The following is a 23,026-nucleotide window of genomic DNA, read 5'->3' on the forward strand; positions in this document are numbered from 1 at the left end:
GTCAGACGCCGGCTTCGCGCAGCAGGCGATCGACCAGAGAGGCATAGCCGACGCCGAAGAGGCGCAGATGCATGAGAGCTGGCCAGAGTTGATAGATTGGCCGGCGTTGCTCGAAGCCGGGGTCCAGGGTGCCATAGGCGTCAAAGAACGAGCGCCCCGGCTGGCCGAACAGCGAGAGCATGGCGAGGTCGACCTCGCCATGGCCGTAATAGCAGGCGGGGTCGATCAGGCCGGTCACATGGTCGTGGTCGACCAGCACGTTGCCGCTCCAGAGATCGCCGTGCAGCAGCGCCGGCTCTGGCGTCGCGGGCAAAAGTTCAGGCAGGCGGCCGACCAGACGGTCGATCCGGCGTGATAGCGATGCGTCGATATGTCCGCGATGGGGGCCGAGCCGCTGTTCCGCCCAGAAGGCCGGCCAGTCTTCGCTCCAGCGGTTGTCGATCCTCACAAGGCCGCAGGCGTAGCTCTCCCGCCAGCCATAGCGAGGCCCCTGCGCGCCGTGGAGCGTCGCGACAGCCACGCCGAGATTCTCCCAGGCATAGGACAGGCTGCCGCGCGTCGGAAGCTGCTCGATGACCAGCGTCCGGTCATCGACCGCCAGCACTGCCGGGGCGGGGGCGCCGGTGGCTGAGATGGCAGCGAGCATCGCGGCCTCGGTGCGTGGTGCCGGGCCGGACTTCACCACCGCCTCCCGCCCGTCCGCGAGACGGATGAGCACGACATCGGAAAGATCGCCGCCATGAACGGTAGTGGCGTGATCGAGAACGCCGCCGATGAGCGCGGCGCCCGCCTCGGCGAGAGCGTTCATGAGCCCCCCGCGAGCTTGCGCAGGAGGGCCGCCGAGCCGAGCGCGACGTCTGCCCAGGTTTCCTCGAATTGTGAGAGGTCGCCGTAATAGGGGTCGGAGACGGCCTCACCTTCGCGGCCGGGCACATGGTCGAGCAACAAGCTCACTTCCGCCGTGGCATCGGCGGGCGACAGGGCATGAAGGACGCGTAGATTGTCAGGATCGAGCGCGACGATATGGGTGAAGCGGTGGAAATCCTCGCGCGACACCAGCCGGCCGCGATAGGCGGAAATGTCGATGCCGTGGCGTTTGGCCACAGCCTGTGCTCGGCGATCCGGAGCCTCGCCGATGTGCCAGCGTCCGGTGCCGGCCGATTCAGCCTCTACCTCGACGCCGACACGCGCGGCCTCCTGCCGGAAGGCGGCTTCGGCCAGCGGCGAGCGGCAGATGTTGCCGAGACAGACAAAGAGAACGGATGGCGGCTTCGACATGGCTGGCCTTCGCTCAAACGTCCCGGTGGACGGGGCAGGGGCCTCGATGCGCCAGGCGGGCGCGAGCCATGCCCGCACCCGCCATTATGACCTGTTGTCCGCCCCCGTCCAGACGGGGCGTGATATCTGCGGCTAAAGCGCCTGTCGTCAGGACTTCGCGCTGGTGGCGATATCGACCCAGACGGCCAGCAGCAGGATCGATCCCTTGACGATCATCTGCCAGAAGGTCTCGACGCCGAGCATGGACATGCCGTTGTCGAGGCTCGCCATGATGAGCGCGCCGATGAGAGCGCCGTAAACCGTGCCTGAGCCGCCGCGCATGGACGTGCCGCCGATGATGCACGACGCGATGGCGTCGAGCTCGCCGAGATTGCCCGCCGAGGGCGAGCCGGCGGCGAGGCGCGCCGTGGTGGTGAGGCCGGCAAAGGCGCACATCAGGCCGACGAGGCCGAAGATCATCAGCTTGACCATGCGCACGTTGACGCCCGAGAGCCTCGTTGCTTCGAGGTTCGAGCCGACTGCGTAGATGCGGCGGCCGAACACGGTGCGCTGGGCCAGCAGGGTGAAGACGCCGAGGATGATCATCATCACGAGGACGGGGATCGGAATGCCGCGATAGTCGTCGAGGGTGATGACGATGCCTGCAATGACGATGCCGATAGCAACGAGCTTGGCGACTTCCTGCCAGAGCGGCGGCACATCGAGATTGTACTGCTGACGCTTCTGGCGCGAGCGGAGGATCAGGAATGCGATGAGGAGGAAGGCAAGACCGGCCAGGATGTCGCCGACGAGAAGCGGCAGATAGGCCTGGCCGATGATGACGAAGCCGGGAGAGACCGGGGCAATGGTAGCGCCGTCGGTGACGCCGAGCAGCACGCCGCGATAGGCCATCAGGCCGGCGAGACCGACGATGAAGGACGGGACGCCGCGAAATGCCACCCACCAGCCGTTGAAGAGGCCGGCGGCGAGACCGAGCAGAATGACCACAAGGAAGTTGGCCACCACCGGCACACCGTATCGCACGTCAAGAATGGCCGCGACACCGCCGAGGAGGCCGAGCAGAGAGCCGACCGAGAGGTCGATCTCGCCGGAGATGATGACGAAAACCATGGCCGAGGCCAGCATCCCGGTGATCGCCATCTGGCGCAGAAGGTTGGAGAAGTTGCGCGGGGACAGGAAGAAACCGTCCGTCAACCATCCGAACAAAAGCCAGATCACCGCGATGACGAACAGAAGGCTCAGGACCTTGTAGCGGCTGAAAAGGCTGGTGAAGTTTTTCGTCCCCGACGCGATCATCGGCTTCCCCCTTGAACTGTGATTGTCTGCAAGCCGGTCAGGCGGCCATCTGGCGCCGGGTCAGGGCGGCGGTCAGGATCTTCTCCTGCGTCAATGTGCCGTCGTTGACGAAATCGCCGCGCAGCTGGCCCTCCCCGATCACCAGGACGCGATCCGAAATGCCCAGAACTTCCGGCATTTCGGACGAGATCATGATGATGGCGATGCCTTGCTTGGCCAACTCGTAGATCAGTTTGTAGATTTCGTATTTCGCCCCGACGTCGACGCCACGCGTCGGCTCGTCCAGGATCAGGACCCGTGGGTTGGCCAGCAGCATCTTCGACACCACCGCCTTTTGCTGGTTGCCGCCGGATAGGCTGGCGATCGCCAACACCGGGCTCGCGGTCTTGATGCCCATGCGGTCGATCTCACCTCGGATCGTCGCGAATTCGGCCGCCTCGTTGATCAGGCCGCCCTGGGTAAAGCGCGGCAGCACAGCCATGGTGATGTTCTGGCCGACGCCGAGCAACGGAACGATGCCGTGGCGCTTGCGGTCCTCCGGAACCATGCAGATGCCGTGCTTGACGGCGGCTTCGGGGTCCTTGACGCTGATCTGCTCGCCATTGAGGTAGACCTCAAGGGAATGCGGCCCCTTGTAGTAGCCGAAGATGGCGCTGGCCATTTCCGTGCGTCCGGCGCCCACCAACCCGGCGATTCCGAGAATCTCGCCGGCGCGCACCTGGAAGGAGACGTCGTCGACCTTCTTCATTTGTGGATTCAGCGGGTCGTAGCAGTTTATGTGGCGCACCTCGAAGATGACATCGCCGATGGTGTGCTCTTCGTGCGGATATTTTTCCGTGAGCTCGCGCCCCACCATCATGTTGATGATCTTGTCGATGGTGAGCTCGCTCATCGGCGCCGAGCCGATGAACTGGCCGTCGCGGATGACCGTAACGGTATCGGCGATCGCCTCGATCTCCTCCAACTTGTGGGAGATGTAGACGCAGGCGACATTGCGGTGCTTAAGGCCGCGGATGAGGTCGAGAAGAATCTCTGTTTCGGTCTGCGACAAGGCCGAGGATGGTTCGTCGAGGATGAGGAGCTTGGCGTTCTTGCCCAGCGCCTTGGCGATTTCGATGAGCTGCAGCACGCCGCCCGAATAGTGCGAAACCGGCATGGCCACGTTGACGTGGCTCATCTTGAGCTCGGCCATGAGACGCGCCGCCTCGGCGTTCATCGCCTCGTAGTCGAGAAAGCCGCCATTGGTGATCTCGCGGCCGAGGAAGATGTTCTCGGCCACCGAGAGCTCGGGCACCAGCATCAGTTCCTGGTGGATGATGACGATGCCGGCATCTTCCGTTTCACGGATCGAGGCAGCCTGAAGGGGTTTGCCCTCCCAGAGAATTTCGCCGTCCCACGTGCCGTAGGGATAGACCGCCGAGAGGACCTTCATCATGGTCGACTTGCCGGCGCCGTTCTCTCCGCACAGTCCCACCACCTCGCCGGGATGAACCTTGAGATCGATCCCATCGAGCGCCTTGACGCCCGAGAATTCCTTGACGATGCCCTTCATCTCGAGAAGGTAGTCGGACATGACGGATGCTCCCCCTCATGGCGAGCCCTAGGGCTCGTGGGCGATCGACAGGCGGATCGCCTCTTTCAATCGGTTCAATAATGGCAAAAGGGGCAGCTTGCGCTGCCCCTCGATATCATCGGTCTTAGTTTCCGAAGACCTGCTCTTTGGTGTAGAAGCCGTCGTCGACCAGGAGCTGAGCGTTCTCCTTGGTGATGATCGTCGGCGTCAGCAGCAGGCTGTCGACCTCTTTCATGCCGTTGTCGAGCTTGGCGTTGAACTCGGGCTTCTCGCCCTTGACGAGCTGGATCGCCAGCTTGGCCGCCTCGGTGGCGATCTGCTTCAGGGGCTTATAGACGGTCATCGTCTGCGTGCCCTTGACGACGCGCTGGACGCCGGCGAGGTCCGCATCCTGGCCCGACACGGCAACCTTGCCGGCGAGACCCTGCGCGGCGAGCGCCTGGATCGCGCCGCCAGCCGTGCCGTCGTTCGAGGCGACGATGGCGTCGATCTTGTTGGCGTTCGCGGTGAGCGCGTTCTCGACGATCGACAGAGCCTCGGTTGGGCTCCACTCTTTCACCCACTGATCGCCGACGATCTTGATGTCACCCTTGTCGACCAGGGGCTTCAGGACGTTCATCTGGCCTTCGCGCAGAAGCTTGGCGTTGTTGTCGGTCGGCGAGCCGCCCAGCAGGTAGTAGTTGCCGGTGGGCTGGGCGTCGACCACGCCCTTGGCCTGGAACTCGCCGACGCGCACGTTGTCGAACGAGATATAGGCGTCGACATCGGCGTTGAGGATCAGGCGGTCATAGGAGACGACCTTGACGCCGGCGCTCTTGGCTTCGTTGATGGTGTTGGTCAGGACCTTGGAGTTGAACGGGACGATGACGATGGCGTCGACGCCCTGGGCGATCATGGTCTCGATCTGCTGAATCTGGCGCTGCTCGTCGGCGTTGGCCGACTGCACGTTCACCGTCGCGCCCATATCCTCCGCGGCGGCGACGAAATAGTCGCGATCACGCGCCCAGCGCTCGACGCGAAGATCATCGATCGAGAACCCGATCACCGGCTTTTCAGGGCTGGCGGCGGCGGGCGCCACGAGCGCACCGAGACCGACCATGGCCACGGTCACGTAGCTGGCGACGGAAAACAGGCTCTTCATGAATTCCTCTCCTTTTAGCCGCCCGGCGGGGACTTCTCCTCTTCCCCGAACGGCATTCGCGCGCGGGCTGCGCGCAGCTTTGCGCTCGTCCCCTGGCTCGCCGGACGGACCGTCCGTCGGCGAACATAAGGATGCAACGTCACTCCCTATGGCTCCCGCTGTCTCCCGTCCGTCGACTGGACCGAAGCGAGGGAAGCCGCGTCAGCTCGCGGTCAAGTGGAACCGGGTTGACTGCTGCCTTATAGACAGCGGACGGCCGTACCTCAAGACCCCCTCAGCGCCCATCAGAGGTCTCGACCAATCCTGTGGATTGTCTACCGGCCGGCCCGGGCTCTCCTTGGCGATCGAGCTCAAGGTCTTGCTGTTCAACGGTCAAATGCCTTAACAAGATGCATCCGCTGCGCCTCGCCTGGAGTACGGACAGGACGAGGCGCTGGTGGCGCCTGCCGTCATGCGGCTTGAAATCTGGCGTGGAATTTGATGAGCGTACCTCAAATATCGATCCGGCGATCGCGTCGCGCGGTGATGTCGTGAAACGCGTCACGGTCCATGACGTCGCGGCCGAGGCGGGCGTCAGCTTGGCCACGGTGGACCGTGTTTTGAACGGGCGCAGCGGCGTGACGACAGCCACGGCCGCTCGCGTCAAGGACGCGGTGGAGCGGCTCAACTACCGGCGCGACCTTTTTGCCGCGAGCCTGGCCACCGGCCGGGAGTATCGCTTCCAGTTTGTCGTCCCGAGTGGCAACGCCAACACCTTCATGGGCAATCTCGGGCGTGCCGTCGAGGAGGAGGCCGAGCGCCTCGCCGAGCAACGCATCCTCGTCTCCGTCGATCATTATGTCGCATTCGACGAAGTGTCGCTGGCGGAGCGTCTGGCGGCCATCGACACGGAGCGCGTCAGGGGCGTTGCGGTGGTGGCTGTCGATACGCCGCGCGTCAAAGAAGCCGTGGACGCCCTGGTCCTTGCGGGCGTCAAGGTGGTGACGATCGTCTCCGACGTGATCCCCTCGCTCCGCAGCCACACTATCGCGATCAACAACATCTGCGCCGGCCGCGTCGCCGGAACGCTCATCGGCCGCTTTCTCGGAGGGCGGGAAGGCGAAGTTGCACTGGTGTCGGGCTCGATGGCGCTGCGCGACCATGTGGAGCGGCGCATCGGGTTCGAGCAGGTCTTGCTGCGGGACTTCCCGCACCTCCAGATTCTCTCGCCCTCGGAAGGCCGTGACGACAGCGGCGTGACGCGGCCCTTGATGCGGCGGATGCTTCACGATCATCCTCGCCTCATCGGCCTCTACAGCATCGGCGCCGGCAATCGCGGCATCATCGACGCGATGGAGGAAAGCGGGCGGGCGCGCGATATCGTCGCAGTGGCGCACGAGCTCACGATCCATTCTCGCCAGGCCTTAATTTCCGGAAGCTTCGACGCCGTGATCCATCAAAATGTCACGGCGGAGGTCGCCGCTGCCGTTCGGGTGCTCAAGGCGCTCTGCGACGGTCAGGCCGATGTCGTTCAGCCGGGTATCCCCATCGACATCTTCTTCCGCGACAATCTGCCCTGATGCTCCGCGCTCGATGATGAGACCTTCGCAAGGAGAAGCATTTCGCTTCGCCCCGGTCGTCCGGCCTTGCGCATGGCGCCGATGAACGCATCTCTTGCGGGTAAGGACAGAAGAGCAAGAGTTGGAGATCGTGCGATGAACGAACGGACCAAGACCACGACGCTGCCGGTGCGGCGCCTGGGCCGCAGCGACATGGAGATCACGCGCGTCGGCTTCGGCGCCTGGGCGGTCGGCGGTGCCAATTCGCCGTTCAACTGGGGAAACCAGGACGATCGCCAGTCGGTCGCGGCCATTCGCCACGCCGTGGCGCGCGGCATCAATTGGATCGACACCGCACCCATCTACGGCATGGGCCATTCGGAGGAGGTGGTGCGCGAGGCACTGGCCGAAATGCCCGCGGCCGAGCGGCCCTTCGTCTTCACCAAATGCGGCATCGTCTGGGAAAAGGGCGAGGCATCGGAGACGACGCGGCGTGTCGGCGCCCCGGCCAGCATCCGCCGGGAGGTCGAGGCTTCGCTGAAGCGTCTGGGCGTCGAGCGGATCGATCTTTACCAGATGCACTGGCCGGCCGAGGACGGCACGCCGCTCGAGGAATACTGGCAGACCTTCCAAGAGCTGAAGCAGGAAGGCAAGGTGCGCGCCGTCGGCCTCTCCAACCACTCCGTCGAACAGTTGGAGCGGGCCGAGGTCATCGGCCATGTCGATTCGCTTCAGCCGCCGTTTTCGGCCATTCGCCGCGATGCCGCGGCCGAGCTGTCCTGGTGCGGCGCGCATGAGACGGGCGTCATCGTCTACAGCCCCATGCAGTCAGGACTGCTCACGGGTCGTTTCTCGCTGGAGAGGGCAGAGGCTCTCGCTCCCGGTGACTGGCGCCGACGCAACCCGCTGTTTTCGGGCGAGGCGCTACGGAAGAACCTCGCGCTCGCCGACGCCATGAAGCCTGTTGCCGAGCGTCATGACACGACGGTTGCCGCCGTCGCGGTGGCCTGGACGCTGGCCTGGGCGCCTGTGACGGGCGCGATCGTCGGCGCGCGCGGCCCCGAGCAGGTGGACGGCTGGATCGGCGCGGCCCATCTGGGACTGACCGCCGACGACCTCGACGAGATCGCCGGTGCCATCGAGAAGACCGGCGCGGGAAGCGGCCCCGCTAGACCCTAGGGAAATGCGCCTGGGAGACATTGTCGCGCGGCAACTTGATTGACGCACCCCGCCGGCCCTTCCTATGGTCGCCGGCGGCGGCGTCGCGAAAATGGACGGCGGCTGCTATTCCATGTTTCGCGACAGGACCTCGATTCTCCTGGAAACACACGGCCGCGCGCGATCGGCGCCGGCCGCAAAAAAGCGAGAAGACAAAGATGACCAGCGATCCGACCGCGCCCGAAGGCGCGCGCCTCCAGATTCCCGACCTCTCCGGCAAGGCGGTTCTGATCACCGGCGCCTCGACTGGCATCGGCGCCGCCTTGGCGCGCGAGTTCGCGCGGCAGGGCGCGCGCGTCGGCCTTCACTACAATGCCAGCGTCGACGCCGCGGAGGCCGTGGCCGAGGAGATCGTCAACAATGGCGGCACCGTCTTCCTGACTCGCGGCGACGCCTCGAAATCGGCTGAGATCACGCGCGTCGTCGAGGAAACCGCTGCCCATTTCGGCGGGCTGGACGGTCTCATCAACAACGCCGGCGCCATGCTCGGCCGCGTTCCCTATGCCGAGATGACCGACGAGCAGTACGATCGGGTGATGGATCTCAACTGCCGCTCGGTAATCGTCGCGTCGCGCGCCGCGCTACCGTTCCTGAAGAACCAGGGCGGGTTCATCATCAACACCTCCTCCATCGCGGCGCGCAACGGCGCCTCCTTGGGCTCGGGCGTCTATGGCTCGGCCAAGGCCTTCGTCTCCAACGTCACGAAGGGCATGGCCAAGGAGTGGATCGAGTTCGGCATCCGCGTGAATGCCGTCTCGCCAGGCACGATCATGACGCCGTTCCACGAGCGCTATTCGACGCCCGAACGTCTCGCCGCCATCGCGGAGACGATCCCGCAAAAGCGTCTCGGCCTCGCCGAGGACTGTGTCGGCGCCTATCTCTTCCTCGCCTCGGAAATGCTCTCCGGCTACGTCGTCGGCCAGACCATAGAGGTCAACGGCGGCCAGCTCATGGTGTGACGCGCTCCGCGGTTCTTCAGGCAGTGCCGGCCCATCCGGCCGGCGCTCCATTCATTCATCTTCTTTGAGACGGAAGGAAATCCATGTCCAAGCGGATCGTCTTCACCGGCGGCTCCGGCAAGGCCGGCCGTCACGTGGTTCCCTGGCTGAAGGCGAGGGGACATGAGATCCTGAACGTCGATCTCGTGCCTCTCGACTGTCCCGGCGTCAACACGCTGATCACCGATCTTGCGCAAGAGGGGCAGGTGATGAATGCCCTCTCGACCCATTTTGGCTTCGAGGATCAGAACGCCGGAGCCTTTCCGCCGAAGATCGATGCGGTGGTCCACTTCGCCGCGATCCCGCGCATTCTGATCAAGCCGGACAACGAGACCTTCCGCGTCAACGTTCAGAGCACCTACAACGTCATCGAAGCGGCGATGAAGCTCGGCATCCGCAAGGTCATCATCGCCTCCAGCGAGACGACCTACGGCGTGTGCTTCGCGGAAGGCGACAAGGACTTCCATTCCTTCCCGCTGGAAGAGGACTACGACACCGACCCGATGGACAGCTACGGCCTGTCGAAGGTGGTGGGCGAGAAGATCGCGCGCGCCTTTTCCATGCGCTTTGGCGCCGACATCTACGCGCTGAGGATCGGCAACGTCATCGAGCCGCACGAATACGACAAGTTCCCCGCCTTCCTTGCCGAGCCCATGTCGAGAAAGCGCAATGCGTGGAGCTATATCGACGCCCGCGATCTCGGGCAGATGGTGCATCTGTGCGTGGAAAAGGATGGGTTGGGCTTCCAGATCTTCAACGCGACGAACGACACGATCACGCTGAACGAGCCGACGGAAGACTTCCTGAAGCGCGCCTGCCCGGGCGTGCCAATCACCCGGAAGATGGGCGAGTTCGAGGCGCCGCTCTCCAACCGCAAGATCCGCGAGGTCCTCGGCTTCAAGGAAGAGCACGACTGGCGCAAATACGTGCCGCAGGCTTAAAGCCCGCGCCGCGATCGGCCATAAATGCAAGACGCCATCCTCGCGAACGTTCAGCGAGGATGGCGCCATGACTTGTGGCGAATAGCGTCGACCGATCCTAGAGGGTCGTCATGCGCAGATAGGGCCGCACCGCGTCCCAGCCCTGCGGATAGATATCCCTGGCCTGCTCGTCGGAAACGGAAAGCGGGATGATGACCTTGGAGCCGGGGCGCCAGTCGGCCGGCATCGCCACCTTCTTCGCGTCCCCGGTCTGAAGCGCGTCGATGACGCGGATGATCTCGTCGAAATTGCGCCCGACCGCCATCGGATAGGTCATGGTGAGGCGGATCTTCTTGTTCGGATCGATGATGAAAACCGAACGCACCGCCGCCGTCTCGCTCTCATGCGGATGGATCATCTCGTAGAGCTTGGCGACCTTGAGGTCCTTGTCGGCGACGATGGGGAAGGTCGCGTTCGTGCCGGAGAAATGGTTGACGTCGGCGAGCCATTTCTTGTGCTCGTCCACCGTATCGGTCGACAGGCCGATTGGCTTGACGTTGCGCTTGGCGAACTCCTCCGAGAGCTGCGAGGTGCGGCCCATCTCGGTGGTACAGACGGGCGTGAAGTCGGCGGGATGGCTGAAGAAGAAGACCCAGGAATTGCCGATCCACTCGTGAAAGTCGATGGGGCCGTTGGTGGTGTCGGCCTGAAAGTTCGGCGCGACCTCGCCAATGTGAAGAGACATGGGGAACTCCTGAAGGTTGTGGACCTGGCTGCGCGGGAGGACAGCGCGCTATCGATGCATCCGCCTCGAGCGAGACGTCAATAGACGGGATCTAATATGAATCGTTTTTAATATTCGGATCGTCGTCGATGCGAAAATGGCCGGCGCCCTGGGGGGACGCCGGCCATTCGCTTCGCGCAATGACGAGACGGTCAGGCGGCCTGGAGCGTCTCGTTGGGATAGCCGGCGGCCGCGATCGCCTCTTTGATGGCGGTGGCGTCAGCCGATGAATCGACGACCGCCGTGCCGGCGGAAAGATCGACATCCACCTTGGCGGCGGGATCGACGCTCTTCACCGCCTTCTCGACATTGGCGACGCAGTGTTTGCAGGACATTTCCTCGACTTTGAGCTTCAGCATGGCAGTCTCCTTGTTGACTGAATTTTCGACGAGCGGCGCGGCCTTCACTTCCGTGCGCGCCGGTGACTGGTTGGTTTCGGGCCGCGCCGCCGTATGGGGCAGAGGCGGCAATGCCGCATCCGCACCGGCTCGGCGCGAGGGGGAGTAGCGCTTCAGCCGCAGGGCGTTCGACACGACGAAGACGCTGGAGAGCGCCATCGCGGCCGCCGCGAAGACCGGCGAAAGCAGGATGCCGAAGGCCGGGTAGAGCGCGCCTGCGGCAAGGGGGATGAGAACGACGTTGTAGGCGAAAGCCCAGAACAGGTTCTGCTTGATGTTCCGGAGTGTCGCCTTGGAAAGGCCGATGGCGTCGGCGACCGCGCGAAGGTCGCCGGACATGAGGACGACATCGGCGCTCTCGATCGCAACGTCGGTTCCCGTGCCGATAGCGAGCCCGATGTCAGCCTCCGCGAGGGCTGGCGCATCGTTGATGCCGTCACCGACGAAGGCAATGCGGCCGCCATTCTCCCGCAGGCTCTTCACCGCCTCGATCTTGCCCTCGGGCAGGACCTCGGCGACGACACGGTCGATCTTCAGGCGCGCGGCGACGGCCTCGGCGGTTTTGCGGTTGTCGCCGGTGATCATGGCGACCTTCAGCCCCAGCGCATGGAGCGCCGCGATGGCGGCCGGCGTCGTCTCCTTGATCGGGTCGGAAACGGCGAGAAGCGCCGCCGCCTTGCCGTCGATGGCGACATAGAGCGGCGATTTGCCCTCCCTCGCCAGTCGCTCCGCCGCTTGCGTGAACGCCGAAAGGTCGAGCTCCTGGCGGGCCATCAGCCGATCGGCGCCGACCGCGACCGCATGGCCGGCGACCTTTGCCGTGACGCCGAAGCCCGGAACCGCCTCGAAGCGCTCGAGCGCCGGCAGAGCGAGCCGCCGCTCCTCGGCCGCCGCGACGATGGCCGCCGCGATCGGGTGTTCGGATTTGGCCTCGATCGCCGCCACCAGCGCCAGAACCTCCGGCTCGGCGAAGCCCTGGGAGACAATGAAGTCGGTCAGCTCCGGCCGGCCGCGCGTCAACGTCCCCGTCTTGTCCAAGGCGATGGTCGTCGCGCCGGAGAGCGATTGCAGCGCCTCGCCCTTGCGAAACAGCACGCCGAGCTCGGCCGCGCGACCCGTGCCCACCATGATCGAGGTGGGCGTGGCGAGCCCCATGGCGCAGGGGCAGGCGATGATGAGGACGGCGACTGCGTTGACCAGCGCGAAGCTCAAGGCGGGTGAAGGGCCAAAGGCGAGCCAGACGACGAAGGTGAGTGCCGCCGCGCTCATTACCGCCGGCACGAACCAGCCCGTCACCTGATCCACCATGGCCTGGATCGGCAGCTTTCCGCCCTGGGCAGCCTCCACCATCCGGACGATCTGGGCGAGCATGGTGTCGGCGCCGACCTTCTCCGCCCGATAGGTGAAGGCGCCGGTCTTGTTGATCGTGCCGCCAACGACCGCCGCGCCCTCGCTCTTGGCCACCGGCACCGGCTCGCCGGTGATCATGGATTCGTCGACATAGGAGCCGCCGGAAAGGACAGTTCCATCCACCGGCACCTTCTCGCCTGGCCGCACCTCGATGACGTCGCCGACGATGACCTCGGCGATCGGCACCTCGGCGACCGCGCCGTCGCGGTTGACGCGCGCCTTCTTCGGCTGAAGGCCGATCAGGCGCCGCACGGCCTCGCCGGTCCTGCCCTTGGCGCGCGCCTCCAGCGTCCGGCCGAAGAGGATCAGCGTGACGATCATCGCCGCTGCCTCGAAATAGACATGGGCGGTGCCCGCCGGCAAAAGGCCAGGCGCGAACGTCGCCACCACCGAATAGGCATAGGCGGCGGACGCGCCCATCACCACCAGCGAATTCATATCGGGCGACAGATGGAGCAGCGCCGGCAGGCCCTTCTTGAAGAAGCGCAGGCCGGGGCCGAAGAGGACGAGGCTGGTCAAAACGAATTCGACCACGCGCATCGGGGTCATGCTGAGGGTCGTCATCAGAAGATCGCCGAAGCCAGGGATGACGTGCGATCCCATCTCCATGATGAAGACGGGCAGCGTCAGGACCACCGCAATCATCAAGTCGCGCTTCAGGCGCCGGTATTCCTCGGCCTTGGCCTCGGCGCGCTTGTCGGAGGCGGCGTTGCCCGTTTCAAGCCGCTTGGGCTCATAGCCCGCCTCGCGCACGGCCTTTTCGACGGCCGCCATGTCGAGCCCGACGCCCGACAGGCTGGCGCGCTCGGTGGCAAGGTTGACAGAAACGGAAGCGACGCCCGGCACGGCGGCGATCACCTTTTCCACGCGTCGTACGCAGGAGGCGCAGGTCATGCCCTCGATGCCGAGCTCGGCCGTTTCGCGCGGCACGCCGTAGCCTGCCGCCTCGATGGCGCTGATCACGGCGTCGTCGTTCGCGGGGCCGGAAAAGGTGACGTCCGCGCCCTCGGTCGCGAGGTTGACCGCGGCGCCGGAAACACCCGGCACAGCGGCGATCGCCTTTTCGACGCGCTTGACGCAGGAGGCGCAGGTCATGCCCTCGACGACATAGTGGCGCCGGAGGGGAGAACCGGCCGCGAAACGGTCGGTGGGGAGACTTTCGTTCATCGCACCGCCTTTAGGAGAAATTCCGAAGACGGGGTGAAGATGGACCTTCCCGTTACGGGAAGGTCAAGGGCCTACGTCAAATTCATGGTGCGCAGGCGGCGAGGCGCGTTTCCAGCGGTAGAAGCGCCGAGGAGCCAGCGTTTTTCCATGGCGCATCCGAATGCGGCTTCCCGTCGCACGTCTGTTGGGCCTGCCTTACGCGGCGGCCTTCTTGCGGAACGACACCGAGCCGTGCTCCGACATCCACAGGATGCCGCGCTGCAGGGCGATGAAGCCGAAGAGCAGGAGGCCGATGACGATCTTCGTCCACCAGCTCGACAAGGTGCCGTCAAAGACGATGTAGGTCTGGATCAGACCCTGGATGAAGATGCCGATCAAGGTGCCGGCGATGAAGCCCGAGCCGCCGCTGAGCAACGTGCCGCCGATAACGACGGCCGCGATAGCGTCGAGTTCCACGCCGGAGGCCGAAAGCGAATAGCCGGCCGAGGTGTAGAGCGAGAAGACGATGCCGGAAAGGCCGGCGAGGAAGCCCGAGACGGCATAGATGCCGATCGTCGTGCGCCCCACGGGCACGCCCATCAGCTCCGCCGATTGGATATTGCCGCCAAGCGCGTAGACATTGGCGCCGAAGCGCGTGCGCTGGGCGACGATGGAGCCGACGAGGAAGACCACCAGCATGGTGATGCCGATGAGGGTCAGGCGCCCGCCGCCCGGCATCTTGAAGTAGAGGTGCTGAAGCGTCGCGTAGAACGGATGGTTGATCGGGACGGACTGGGTCGACAGGAGAAACGAGACGCCGCGGGCCAGGAACATTCCCGCCAGCGTGACGATGAAGGCCGGCATTTCCAGATAATGGATCACCGCTCCCATGAAGGCGCCGAAGGCCGTCGTGATCATCAGCGCCAGGACGAAGGCGAAGAGCGGATGGATCGAGGTGTTCTGGAGAAGGACGGCCAGGAAGACGCCGGTAAAGGCGATGACCGAGCCGACCGAAAGGTCGATGCCGCCGGACAGGATAACGAAGGTCATACCCACCGCCGTGATGCCGAGGAAGGCATTGTCGGTCAGAAGGTTGCCGATGACCCTGGTCGACCACATCGAGGGAAACTGCGCGATGCAGATGAGATAGGCGAGGACAAAGACCGCGATCGTGGTGATGAGCGGCAGGTATTTGGAGGATGTCATCGCACCGCCCTTTCCTGTTTTGCCGTCGGATGGCGATCGCGCCTGAGGAACGTCCACAGGGACTGGCTCGTCGGCGACTGAACCACCAGGATGATGAGGATGATCACCGCCTTGATGATGAGGTTGAACTCGGGCGGGAAGCCGGAAAGCAGGATGCCGGTGTTGACCGACTGCATGATCATCGCGCCGATCAGCGAGCCGGCGATGGAGAAGCGCCCGCCGAGCAGCGAGTTGCCGCCGATGACGACGGCGAGGATGGCGTCGAGCTCCAGCCAGAGGCCGGCATTGTTGGCGTCCGCGCCCTTGATGTCGGCCGCCGCGATGATGCCGGCGATCGCGGCGCAAAGCCCCGAGGTGGCGTAGACGGCGAAGAGCAGCGAGCGCGAGCCGACGCCCGACAGCGTCGAGGCGCGGCGGTTGACGCCGATCGCCTCGATGAGCAGGCCGAGCGCCGTGCGCCGGACGATCGTCACCATCAGGATCGCCATCACGAACCAGATGATGAAGGGCATGGGCAGGCCGAGGAAGGCGCCGCTGCCGACGAAGATCAGATCCGGCTTGTCGTTGAAAGTGAGGATGATGCCTTCGGTGATGAGCTGGGCGATGCCGCGCCCGGCAACCATGAGGATGAGCGTGGCGATGATCGGCTGAATGTCCAGAAGCGCGACGAGCGCGCCGTTCCACAGGCCGCAGAAGAGCCCGACGGCCAGCGTGCCGCCGAGCGTGGCGACGAGCGGATAGCCCTGCGTGATCAGCGACGCGGCCACGGCCCCTGTAATCGCCATGACGGCGCCAACCGAAAGGTCGATGCCCTTGGTGGCGATGACGAGCGTCATGCCGATGGCGAGCAACGCCACCGGCGCGCCGCGGTTGATGACATCGATAAGGCTGCCGTAGAGCCGCCCGTTCTGCATCTCGACATGGAAGAAGCCGGGCGAGATCATCGCGTTGAGCAGAAGGATGATGCCAAGGGCCGCCAGCTGTGGCAGCAGGCGCCTGAGGGCGGAAAGAAAGCGTTTCATGCCGCAGCTCCCGTGGTGCCGCTCGCCGCGATCGCCTTGAGAATGCCGGTGGTCGAAACCTCCTCGCCGACGAGCTCGGCGACATGCCGCCGGTCGCGCAGAACGAGGACGCGGGCGCTGTAGCCCACCAGCTCCTCGAGCTCGGAGGATATGACGAGAAGCGACATGCCGTCGGCGCAGAGCCGGCGAATGAGGCGGATGATCTCCGCATGGGCGCCGACGTCGATGCCGCGTGTCGGCTCGTCCAGAATGAGGAAGCGGGGGTTGGTGGCGAGCCAGCGGGCGAGCAGCACCTTCTGTTGATTGCCGCCGGAGAGAAACTTTACCGGCATCTCGGCGCCGGCCGTGCGGATGTCGAGAGCCTCGATATATTGACTGGCGAGATCGTCCTGCTCGCGCCGCGACAGCGGCTTGGCCCAGCCGCGCCGGGCCTGAAGGGCGAGCGCGATGTTCTCGCGCACCGAAAGATCGCCGATGATGCCGTCGGTCTTGCGGTCTTCGGGACAGAAGCCGAAGCCGGCGTGGACCGCCTTCTGCGGCGAGGCGAGATTGGTCGCCTGCCCCTCGACCTCGACCGTGCCGCCATCGGCCCGCTCGATGCCGAACAGGAGCTGGGCCGTCTCCGTGCGCCCCGAGCCGAGCAGGCCGGCGATGCCGACCACCTCGCCGCGCTTCACGTCCAGATCGAAGGGCGCAAGGACGCCGCGTTTGCCGAGATGGCGCACCTTGATGACGGTCTCGCCCCCCGTGTCAGCGGCCACGCCGTTGCCGGTGTCTTCGGCCTCTTCCAGGCGGCGGCCAAGCATCATGGAGACGAGATCGATGCGCTCCAGTCCCTCGACGGCGCGGCTGGCGATCAGGCGGCCATTGCGCAGCACCGTTATGGTGTCGGCGATCGAAAAGACCTGATCGAGGAAATGGCTGATGAAGATGATGCCGAGGCCCTCGGCCCGCAGTTGCCGCACGACCGAAAAGAGCATCTCGACCTCGTGGGTGTCGAGACTGGCCGTCGGCTCGTCAAGGATCAGCACCTTGCCGGAAATGTCGACGGCGCGGGCGATCGCGATGATCTGCTGAATGGCGACGGAGAAGCTCGAGAGCGGCGCCGCCACATCGATGTCGAGGCCATAGCGCTTCAGAAGCTCGCGAGACAGGCGGTTCATCGCGCGCATGTCGATCATGCCGAAGCGCTTCGGCTGGCGACCGAGATAGAGGTTTTCAGCCACCGACAGATTGGGCAGGAGGTTGACCTCTTGATAGACGGTGCCGATGCCGAGCGCCTGCGCGTCCAGCACGTCTCGCGGGAAGATCGGTTTGCCTTCCAGCAGCACTTCGCCGGCATCGCGGCGGTAGGCGCCGGTGATGACCTTGATCAGGGTCGACTTGCCGGCCCCGTTCTCTCCGAGAAGCGCGTGAACTTCTCCCGAGCGAAGCGTGAAATCCACATCGTCGAGCGCGGCGACGCCGAAAAAGGATTTGCTGACGCCCTTGGCCCTGAGGAGCGGCGTTTCGTTGGCCATGGTCCCTCCACCCCGATCAACTCCATCCGGAGCCGCCGGCCCGGGGGGCGGGGCGAGGAACCGGATCGTCTGTCGCAGGAAACGCCGCCCGCCCAAGGGCAGGCGGCGGCAGTGGGTCGTGGCTCAGTAGCCGAGGCCCTTCTTTTCCTCGTAGACCTTCATCGGCTCGTCGGCGGGCGTGTAGAGCTTGGATTCGGTCTGAATCCACTTCGCCGGCTCTTTCTTGTCCTTGAGGTAGGCGTCGAGCGCGTCGAAGGCGGGGCCGGCCATGTTGGGGGTCAGCTCGACCGTGGCATTGGCCTCGCCGTTGGCCATGGCCTGGAAGATGTCCGGCACGGCGTCGATGGACACGACCTTGATGTCGGTGCCGGGCTTCAGCCCCGCTTCCTTGATGGCCTGGATGGCGCCGACCGCCATGTCGTCATTGTGGGCGTAGAGGGCGCAGATGTTCTTGCCGCCATCCTCGGCCTTGATGAAGCTCTCCATGACTTCCTTGCCCTTGGTGCGGGTGAAGTCACCGGTCTGACTGCGCACGATCTTGATGTTGTCGTGGCCGGCGATCGCCTGCTCGAAGCCCTTCTTGCGGTTAATCGCGGGCGAGGAGCCGGTGGTGCCCTGAAGCTCGACGACATTGCATTCCTTGTCGCCCACATCCTTGACCAGCCAGTCGCCGGCGACCTTGCCTTCATAAGTCTGATCGGAGGTGACGGCGGTGAGATAGAGGTCTTCCGGCGCGTCGATCTGGCGATCGAGCAACACGACGGGGATATCGGCTTCCTTGGCCTCTTCGAGCACCGAATCCCAGCCCGTGGCGACGACGGGCGCGAGCAGGATAGCGTCGACGCCCTGCGCGATGAAGGAGCGGATGGCCTTGATCTGGTTTTCCTGCTTCTGCTGGGCATCGGCGAACTTCAGGTCGATGCCGCGCTTCTCGGCTTCCTGTTTGGTCACGCTGGTCTCAGCCGCGCGCCAGCCCGACTCCGAGCCGATCTGTGAGAAGCCGACAGTCATGGCGTTGGCGCTGACGGACGACAAGACCAACCCCGCCGCGACAGCCGTCCCGGCAAGCAAAATCAACGATCGCATTGAATTCTCTCCCATCATTGACCGGTCTCCCCACCGGCACGTTCACGCTACCGCGCAATCGAAGCCATTGCTAGAGAGCAAAACCGCTACAATGATGGACAATCCTGCTACCTTATCGCTGCTGCTTATTTCGCGAGAGCTTGATATCTTTCCATAAAACCAAGATTTTAGCCGGAGAGATCAGCTCCGTGACGATTCGGCTATCGACGAACTCCGAAATTTTTCGAAAAGGAATGAAAGCTCACGAAGCCGCTACTTCGAAGGCAGAGAACATTCGATGAAGCAGCTCTCTCGGACGTTGATTGTAACGAATCGCTACTCCAGGTAGTCCGCCTTCCTCGCCAAGCCGGGTGGCCTGTCACAGAGACCGTGCATCGCGCGCCTGCGCTTCGATGAGCTGGCCGAAGGCAAGGCCCCCGTCGTTGGCCGGCACGGTCTCTGGCAGATGCACGGCGATGCCCTCCGCCACGAAAAGCGCCGCCACGCGCTCGGCGAGTCGCCGATTCTGGAACACGCCGCCGCAGAGGCCCACCGCGTCGAAGGCTTGATGGCGGGCGACGGCCAGCGCCTGTCGAACAAGGCCGCGCGCTAGGCTCTCATGAAACAGCGCCGCGCGACCGCCCGGCGATAGCGTCGGGTCCGTCAGGGGCGAGAGCAGCGGCGCCCAGTCCAGTCGAAGAAGGCCGTACCCGTCTTCCACGATCGGCAGGTCCACGAAGCCGCCGGTATCCTCCGCCATTGCCTCGAGACGCATCGGCCCTTCGCCCTCGAAGCTGACGCGCTCGATGCCGAGCGCGAGCGCTGCGGCGGCGTCGAAGAGGCGTCCGATCGACGAGGTGGAAAGCGTGCGCACCCGCTTTTCCCAGGCCTGACGGGCGATAGCGCCGCCTTCCGCCTCGGGCAGCCAGTCGTGGCAGGCTTCCCACATCAATCCGGCGGCGGAGCGCCACGGCTCGCGCCCGGCCTTGTCGCCACCGACCAAACGGAATTGCCGGATGCTCCCGACGCGGTGGAACCCGCCCGGAGCCCCGAGCAGAGCCTCGCCGCCCCAAAGCTCGTTGTCCGGGCCGAGGCCGACACCGTCCCAGGCGAAGACGAGCCATCTGGCGACGTCCGGGTTTTCGCCGGCGATCGCCGAGGCATGGGCGACATGATGCTGGACCAGCGTTACCGGGCGCCCGTCCGAGAGGGCCCAGCGTGTCGAGGCGTAGTCGGGATGGACGTCGGCGACGAGGCGCGTTGCCTCCACCGCGTAGAGCGCCTGGAGATCCGCCGCCACCTGGGAGAAGACGGCTAGGCTTCGCGGGCTGTCGAGCTCGCCGATGTGCGGCGAGACGACCGCACGCCGCCCCCAGCCAAGGGCGATCGCGCCCTTCATGTGGCCGCCGACCGCGAGAGTCGGCTCGGCGAGTGGACGGGCGAGCTCGATCTCCAGCGGCGCCACGCCCCTGCCGATCCGGATCGGCCGGGCCTTGCCCGCGATCACTCGAACGACGGAATCGTCGGCCGGCCGGACGATCGGCCGGTCGTGGTCGAGAAACGCGTCGGCGACCTGGGCGAGGCGGCGATGGGCCTCGTCCTCGTCGGTGATCACCGGCTCGCCGGAGATGTTGCCGGAGGTCGCCACGATCGGCGCGCCGAAATCGCCGAGAAGGAGATGATGGAGCGGGCTGTAGGGCAGGAAGACGCCAAGCTCCGCAAGTCCCGGCGCCAGCCCCGCCGCGAGGCCGCTACCCGGCCTCTTGGCGGTGAGGACGATGGGGCGCGCCGGATCGGCGATCGCCGCGGCCTCGGCGGCATCCGGAGAGACGAAGCGGCGCACGGCATCGAGCCCATCGATGCCTTCCTGCGGGATCATCACGGCGAACGGCTTGGTCGGCCGGTGCTTGCGGGACCTGAGGCGGGCCACAGCCGCCTCGTCGCGGGCATCGCAGACGAGATGGTAGCCGCCAATGCCCTTGACCGCGACGATACCGCCCGCGCTAAGGCACGCCACCGCTGCCGCCAGCGCCTGCTCCCCGTGCTCCTCGGCGGCACCCGCCCTGACGAAGGAGAGCCGTGGCCCGCACGCCGGGCAGGCCAATGGCTGGGCATGAAAGCGCCGGTCGAGCGGATCGGAATATTCGCCCGCGCAATCCGGGCACAGGGGAAAGCCGGCCATTGAGGTGGCCGGCCGATCGTAGGGCAGGGCCCTGATGATGGTGTAGCGCGGACCGCATTGGGTGCAGTTGGTGAAGGGATAGCGATGCCGCCGCGCGGAAGGGTCCGAAAGCTCGGCCACGCATTCCGCGCAACAGAAGAGGTCCGGCGGAAGGTGGATATCCGGTTCCTCCGTTCCCTCGCTGTGGCGGATTTCGAAACCATGAAACAGGCCGAGCGAAGCCGGCTCTGAAAGGTCGATCCGTGGCCGGGCCAGCGGTGGCGCCTCTTTGATGAGCACCGTCTCGAAGGCAGCGAGAGCCTCAGGCGCGCCGGCAATTTCGATGATGACGCGACCGGCGCCGTTCCTGACCCAGCCCGTGAGACCATGGGCATGGGCGATGCGATAGACGAAGGGGCGGAAACCGACTCCCTGGACGCGCCCGCTGACGAGGATTCTCCGCCCGTTTGCTGCCGCCTCGTCCATTGATGGATGGCCTGTCTCGTTGCTCACGCGTCGCTCCTTCCCGCGCGGCGAATCCGTTAGCCGGCTGGACGTCGTCCATCGCGCATTCTGGCGCCATTTGCTTCGGAGATCGAGTGTGGTCGGAGAGAGAGTGCGGCCGCGAGGACCGGAAAATCAGGCTTCGTCACCCTCGGCAAGGGGCGTTGCGTGAGGCGCGACGCTCTCGGGCTCGCAATAGAGCGAATAGAGGGTGCTCAGGATGGCGCTCACCTCGCGCCCGTTCAACGAGTAGAAGATCATTTGAGCCGAACGACGGGTGCGCACCAGCTCGTGGCGGCGGAGCACCATGAGGTGCTGGGAAAGCGCCGACTGGCTCAATCCGATGATGCGCTCCAACTCGCCAACGGATTTTTCGCCGTGGACGAGCTGGCAAAGGATGAGAAGGCGCCATTTGCTGCCGATCGAACGGAGCAAAGTCGCGGCGCGCTCGGCATTTCTCTCGAGCGCGGTCATCTCCATATTCTGAGGCAAGTCCAACATCGGCGACCACTGCGGCAGATCGGCCCTTCCACTCTACAACCTGTCAGGTCATGGCAGGACCGCGTCAAATTCTTTATCAAACATTCCACTTTTCCTGCTTCAGGATCAAGAGCCCACGACGTCCTCTTGGATATTGTCCCCGATGGCCAGGAAAGCGACGGATTTGTTTCTTCCGAAGCTGTATTGCGCGAGGCATTTCAGACGCAAGGGGAGAGCCGGAGGCTGGGAACCAGGTTCGGTGCTCGCGAGAGGGAGCCGGGGCTGAGTGCCAGCGAGAGCGAAAGGGTGGGGATGGCCGACAAGATGCTGGATGCCAGAGGGCTCAATTGCCCGTTGCCGATCCTGAAGGCAGCCAGGGCGCTCCGGGACGTTCCGGTCGGCGGGACGCTGGAGGTTCTGGCGACCGATCCGCTCGCCCCGCAAGATTTTTCGGATTTCTGCCGCTCGACAGGCAGCGAGCTTGTCGAGCGCGAGGTGGCGAGCGGCGTCTTCCGCTTCGTCATCCGGCGCGGGAGGTGACCCCGCGCCGGTAGGGGGCCGGGCTTATTCTTGGGCTTCGTCGGTGGTCGCCCGGATCGAGGCGACAAGCTGCGGATCGAGATTGAGGCGCGCCGCCAGCATGTCGAGATAGGCTCTTTCCGCCGGATGATCGGGGTCGATGGCCAGAAGCGACACGGTATAGACTTCGGCCGCCGTCTCGGGATTGGGCACCCGCGCCACCAGATCGTCGATGGAGAGCGGGCGGCGCATCTCGTCCATCAGCCGGCCCTTCTCCTCGGGTGCGAGATCGAGATCCTCGATCTTGGAGAAAATGCCTTCCTGCTCGTCACGATCGATATAGCCATCGGCCTTGGCCGCGGCGATCATAGCGGACAGCATGAGGCTCGCCCGCTCTTCGGCAGCCTCGCCCTCGGGGTGGAAGTGCGTGCCTTCGAGGCGCGGCAGATCGTCGGCCGGAGCGGCGGGAGCCGGAGCCTCGCCCCCCTGGCGCGCCTGATAGTCCTGCCAAGCCTTGTAGGCGAGACCGGCGACAAGCGCCATTCCGCCGTATTTCACCGCCTTTCCGCCAAGCTTGCGGCCGCGCTTGCTCGACAGAAGGTAGGTGGCAAGGCCACCCGCCACCGCGCCCGGCAGCATGGAGCCGCCCTTTCCGCCTCCGAGAAATCCGCCGATCTGATCCTGAAGGGAAGAGCCGCTGCCGCCGCCGTTCGCCTGTCCGCCTCGCGGGGGCTGACGGGCGGCTGCGCCCGTGCCGAGGAACTGGTCGAGAAGCTTCTGCGCGTCGATCATTCCGAAGGTCCTTTGTGCCAATGGGTCCGGCACGGATATCGGAATGCGCATGTCGCG

Annotated in this window: 19 protein-coding genes; 5 read left to right on the forward strand and 14 right to left on the reverse strand. The window is 65.0% G+C overall.

Annotated features, from left to right (window positions below):
• Window position 1: 1 nt before the first annotated feature.
• The 5 genes from B5D38_RS15970 to xylF all read right to left on the reverse strand — a co-directional run bounded on the left by B5D38_RS15970 (window position 2) and on the right by xylF (window position 5,288).
• A complete protein-coding gene (locus B5D38_RS15970; protein WP_078709435.1) occupies window positions 2–808 on the reverse strand; it encodes a fructosamine kinase family protein in 807 nt (268 codons plus the stop codon).
• Window positions 805–1,278: a low molecular weight protein-tyrosine-phosphatase gene (locus B5D38_RS15975; protein ID WP_078709436.1), complete on the reverse strand. Its 474-nt coding sequence runs from the start codon at window positions 1,276–1,278 to the stop codon at window positions 805–807. The genes B5D38_RS15970 and B5D38_RS15975 overlap by 4 nt, the downstream gene beginning before the upstream one ends.
• A 147-nt stretch (window positions 1,279–1,425) precedes the next feature.
• Complete coding sequence (locus B5D38_RS15980; RefSeq protein ID WP_078709437.1) at window positions 1,426–2,574, reverse strand: sugar ABC transporter permease; 1,149 nt, start codon at window positions 2,572–2,574, stop codon at window positions 1,426–1,428.
• Between the two features lie 37 nt (window positions 2,575–2,611).
• Window positions 2,612–4,147, reverse strand: a complete 1,536-nt coding sequence (locus tag B5D38_RS15985) for a xylose ABC transporter ATP-binding protein (RefSeq protein WP_078709438.1) — start codon at window positions 4,145–4,147, stop codon at window positions 2,612–2,614.
• A 124-nt stretch (window positions 4,148–4,271) separates the two neighbouring features.
• Window positions 4,272–5,288, reverse strand: a complete 1,017-nt coding sequence (gene xylF, locus B5D38_RS15990) for a D-xylose ABC transporter substrate-binding protein (RefSeq protein ID WP_078709439.1) — start codon at window positions 5,286–5,288, stop codon at window positions 4,272–4,274.
• Between the two features lie 530 nt (window positions 5,289–5,818).
• On the opposite strand from xylF, the gene B5D38_RS15995 reads away from it, so the two are divergent.
• The 4 genes from B5D38_RS15995 (at window position 5,819) to B5D38_RS16010 (ending at window position 9,983) form a co-directional block, all read left to right on the forward strand.
• Window positions 5,819–6,847 carry a LacI family DNA-binding transcriptional regulator gene (locus B5D38_RS15995; RefSeq protein ID WP_245319279.1) on the forward strand — a complete coding sequence of 343 codons (1,029 nt, stop codon included), beginning with the start codon at window positions 5,819–5,821 and terminating at the stop codon, window positions 6,845–6,847.
• Between the two features lie 135 nt (window positions 6,848–6,982).
• A complete protein-coding gene (locus B5D38_RS16000) occupies window positions 6,983–8,005 on the forward strand; it encodes an aldo/keto reductase (protein WP_207552973.1) in 1,023 nt (340 codons plus the stop codon).
• A 197-nt stretch (window positions 8,006–8,202) separates the two neighbouring features.
• On the forward strand, window positions 8,203–9,003 hold the full coding sequence (locus B5D38_RS16005) for an SDR family NAD(P)-dependent oxidoreductase (protein WP_078709441.1): 801 nt from the start codon (window positions 8,203–8,205) through the stop codon (window positions 9,001–9,003).
• 83 nt (window positions 9,004–9,086) lie between these two features.
• Entirely contained in the window at window positions 9,087–9,983 is an 897-nt protein-coding gene (locus B5D38_RS16010) for an NAD-dependent epimerase/dehydratase family protein (protein WP_078709442.1), read from the forward strand.
• Window positions 9,984–10,080: 97 nt separating this feature from the next.
• Here B5D38_RS16010 and B5D38_RS16015 read toward each other — a convergent pair whose 3' ends face one another.
• The 8 genes from B5D38_RS16015 to B5D38_RS16050 form a co-directional block, all read right to left on the reverse strand.
• The gene (locus B5D38_RS16015) at window positions 10,081–10,707 is read right to left on the reverse strand and encodes a peroxiredoxin (RefSeq protein WP_078709443.1); all 627 of its coding nucleotides are present in this window, start codon (window positions 10,705–10,707) and stop codon (window positions 10,081–10,083) included.
• Between the two features lie 191 nt (window positions 10,708–10,898).
• Window positions 10,899–13,721, reverse strand: coding sequence for a heavy metal translocating P-type ATPase (locus B5D38_RS16020; protein WP_078709444.1), 2,823 nt, complete (start codon window positions 13,719–13,721; stop codon window positions 10,899–10,901).
• A 195-nt stretch (window positions 13,722–13,916) separates the two neighbouring features.
• Window positions 13,917–14,906 (reverse strand): galactofuranose ABC transporter, permease protein YjfF, encoded by a 990-nt coding sequence (gene yjfF / locus B5D38_RS16025; RefSeq protein ID WP_078709445.1) that lies wholly within the window; start codon window positions 14,904–14,906, stop codon window positions 13,917–13,919.
• Window positions 14,903–15,928, reverse strand: a complete 1,026-nt coding sequence (locus B5D38_RS16030; RefSeq protein WP_078709446.1) for an ABC transporter permease — start codon at window positions 15,926–15,928, stop codon at window positions 14,903–14,905. Before B5D38_RS16030 ends, yjfF begins: the two co-directional genes overlap by 4 nt.
• Window positions 15,925–17,448 carry a galactofuranose ABC transporter, ATP-binding protein YtfR gene (ytfR, locus tag B5D38_RS16035; RefSeq protein WP_078709447.1) on the reverse strand — a complete coding sequence of 508 codons (1,524 nt, stop codon included), beginning with the start codon at window positions 17,446–17,448 and terminating at the stop codon, window positions 15,925–15,927. Before ytfR ends, B5D38_RS16030 begins: the two co-directional genes overlap by 4 nt.
• A gap of 123 nt (window positions 17,449–17,571) precedes the next feature.
• Entirely contained in the window at window positions 17,572–18,534 is a 963-nt protein-coding gene (gene ytfQ, locus B5D38_RS16040; RefSeq protein ID WP_078709448.1) for a galactofuranose ABC transporter, galactofuranose-binding protein YtfQ, read from the reverse strand.
• A gap of 358 nt (window positions 18,535–18,892) precedes the next feature.
• Complete coding sequence (hypF, locus tag B5D38_RS16045; RefSeq protein ID WP_245319280.1) at window positions 18,893–21,187, reverse strand: carbamoyltransferase HypF; 2,295 nt, start codon at window positions 21,185–21,187, stop codon at window positions 18,893–18,895.
• A 126-nt stretch (window positions 21,188–21,313) separates the two neighbouring features.
• Window positions 21,314–21,652, reverse strand: coding sequence for an ArsR/SmtB family transcription factor (locus B5D38_RS16050; RefSeq protein ID WP_245319281.1), 339 nt, complete (start codon window positions 21,650–21,652; stop codon window positions 21,314–21,316).
• Between the two features lie 318 nt (window positions 21,653–21,970).
• Between B5D38_RS16050 and B5D38_RS16055 the strand changes: the two genes are divergently transcribed.
• Window positions 21,971–22,198: a sulfurtransferase TusA family protein gene (locus B5D38_RS16055; protein WP_078709450.1), complete on the forward strand. Its 228-nt coding sequence runs from the start codon at window positions 21,971–21,973 to the stop codon at window positions 22,196–22,198.
• Window positions 22,199–22,222: 24 nt separating this feature from the next.
• Here the strand turns inward: B5D38_RS16055 and B5D38_RS16060 are convergent, their stop codons facing one another.
• Window positions 22,223–22,969 (reverse strand): tellurite resistance TerB family protein, encoded by a 747-nt coding sequence (locus tag B5D38_RS16060; protein WP_078709451.1) that lies wholly within the window; start codon window positions 22,967–22,969, stop codon window positions 22,223–22,225.
• Window positions 22,970–23,026: the final 57 nt, after the last annotated feature.

Origin of the sequence: Consotaella salsifontis, assembly GCF_900167365.1 — a bacterium.
GTDB classification, from domain to species: Bacteria; Pseudomonadota; Alphaproteobacteria; order Rhizobiales; family Rhizobiaceae; genus Consotaella; species Consotaella salsifontis.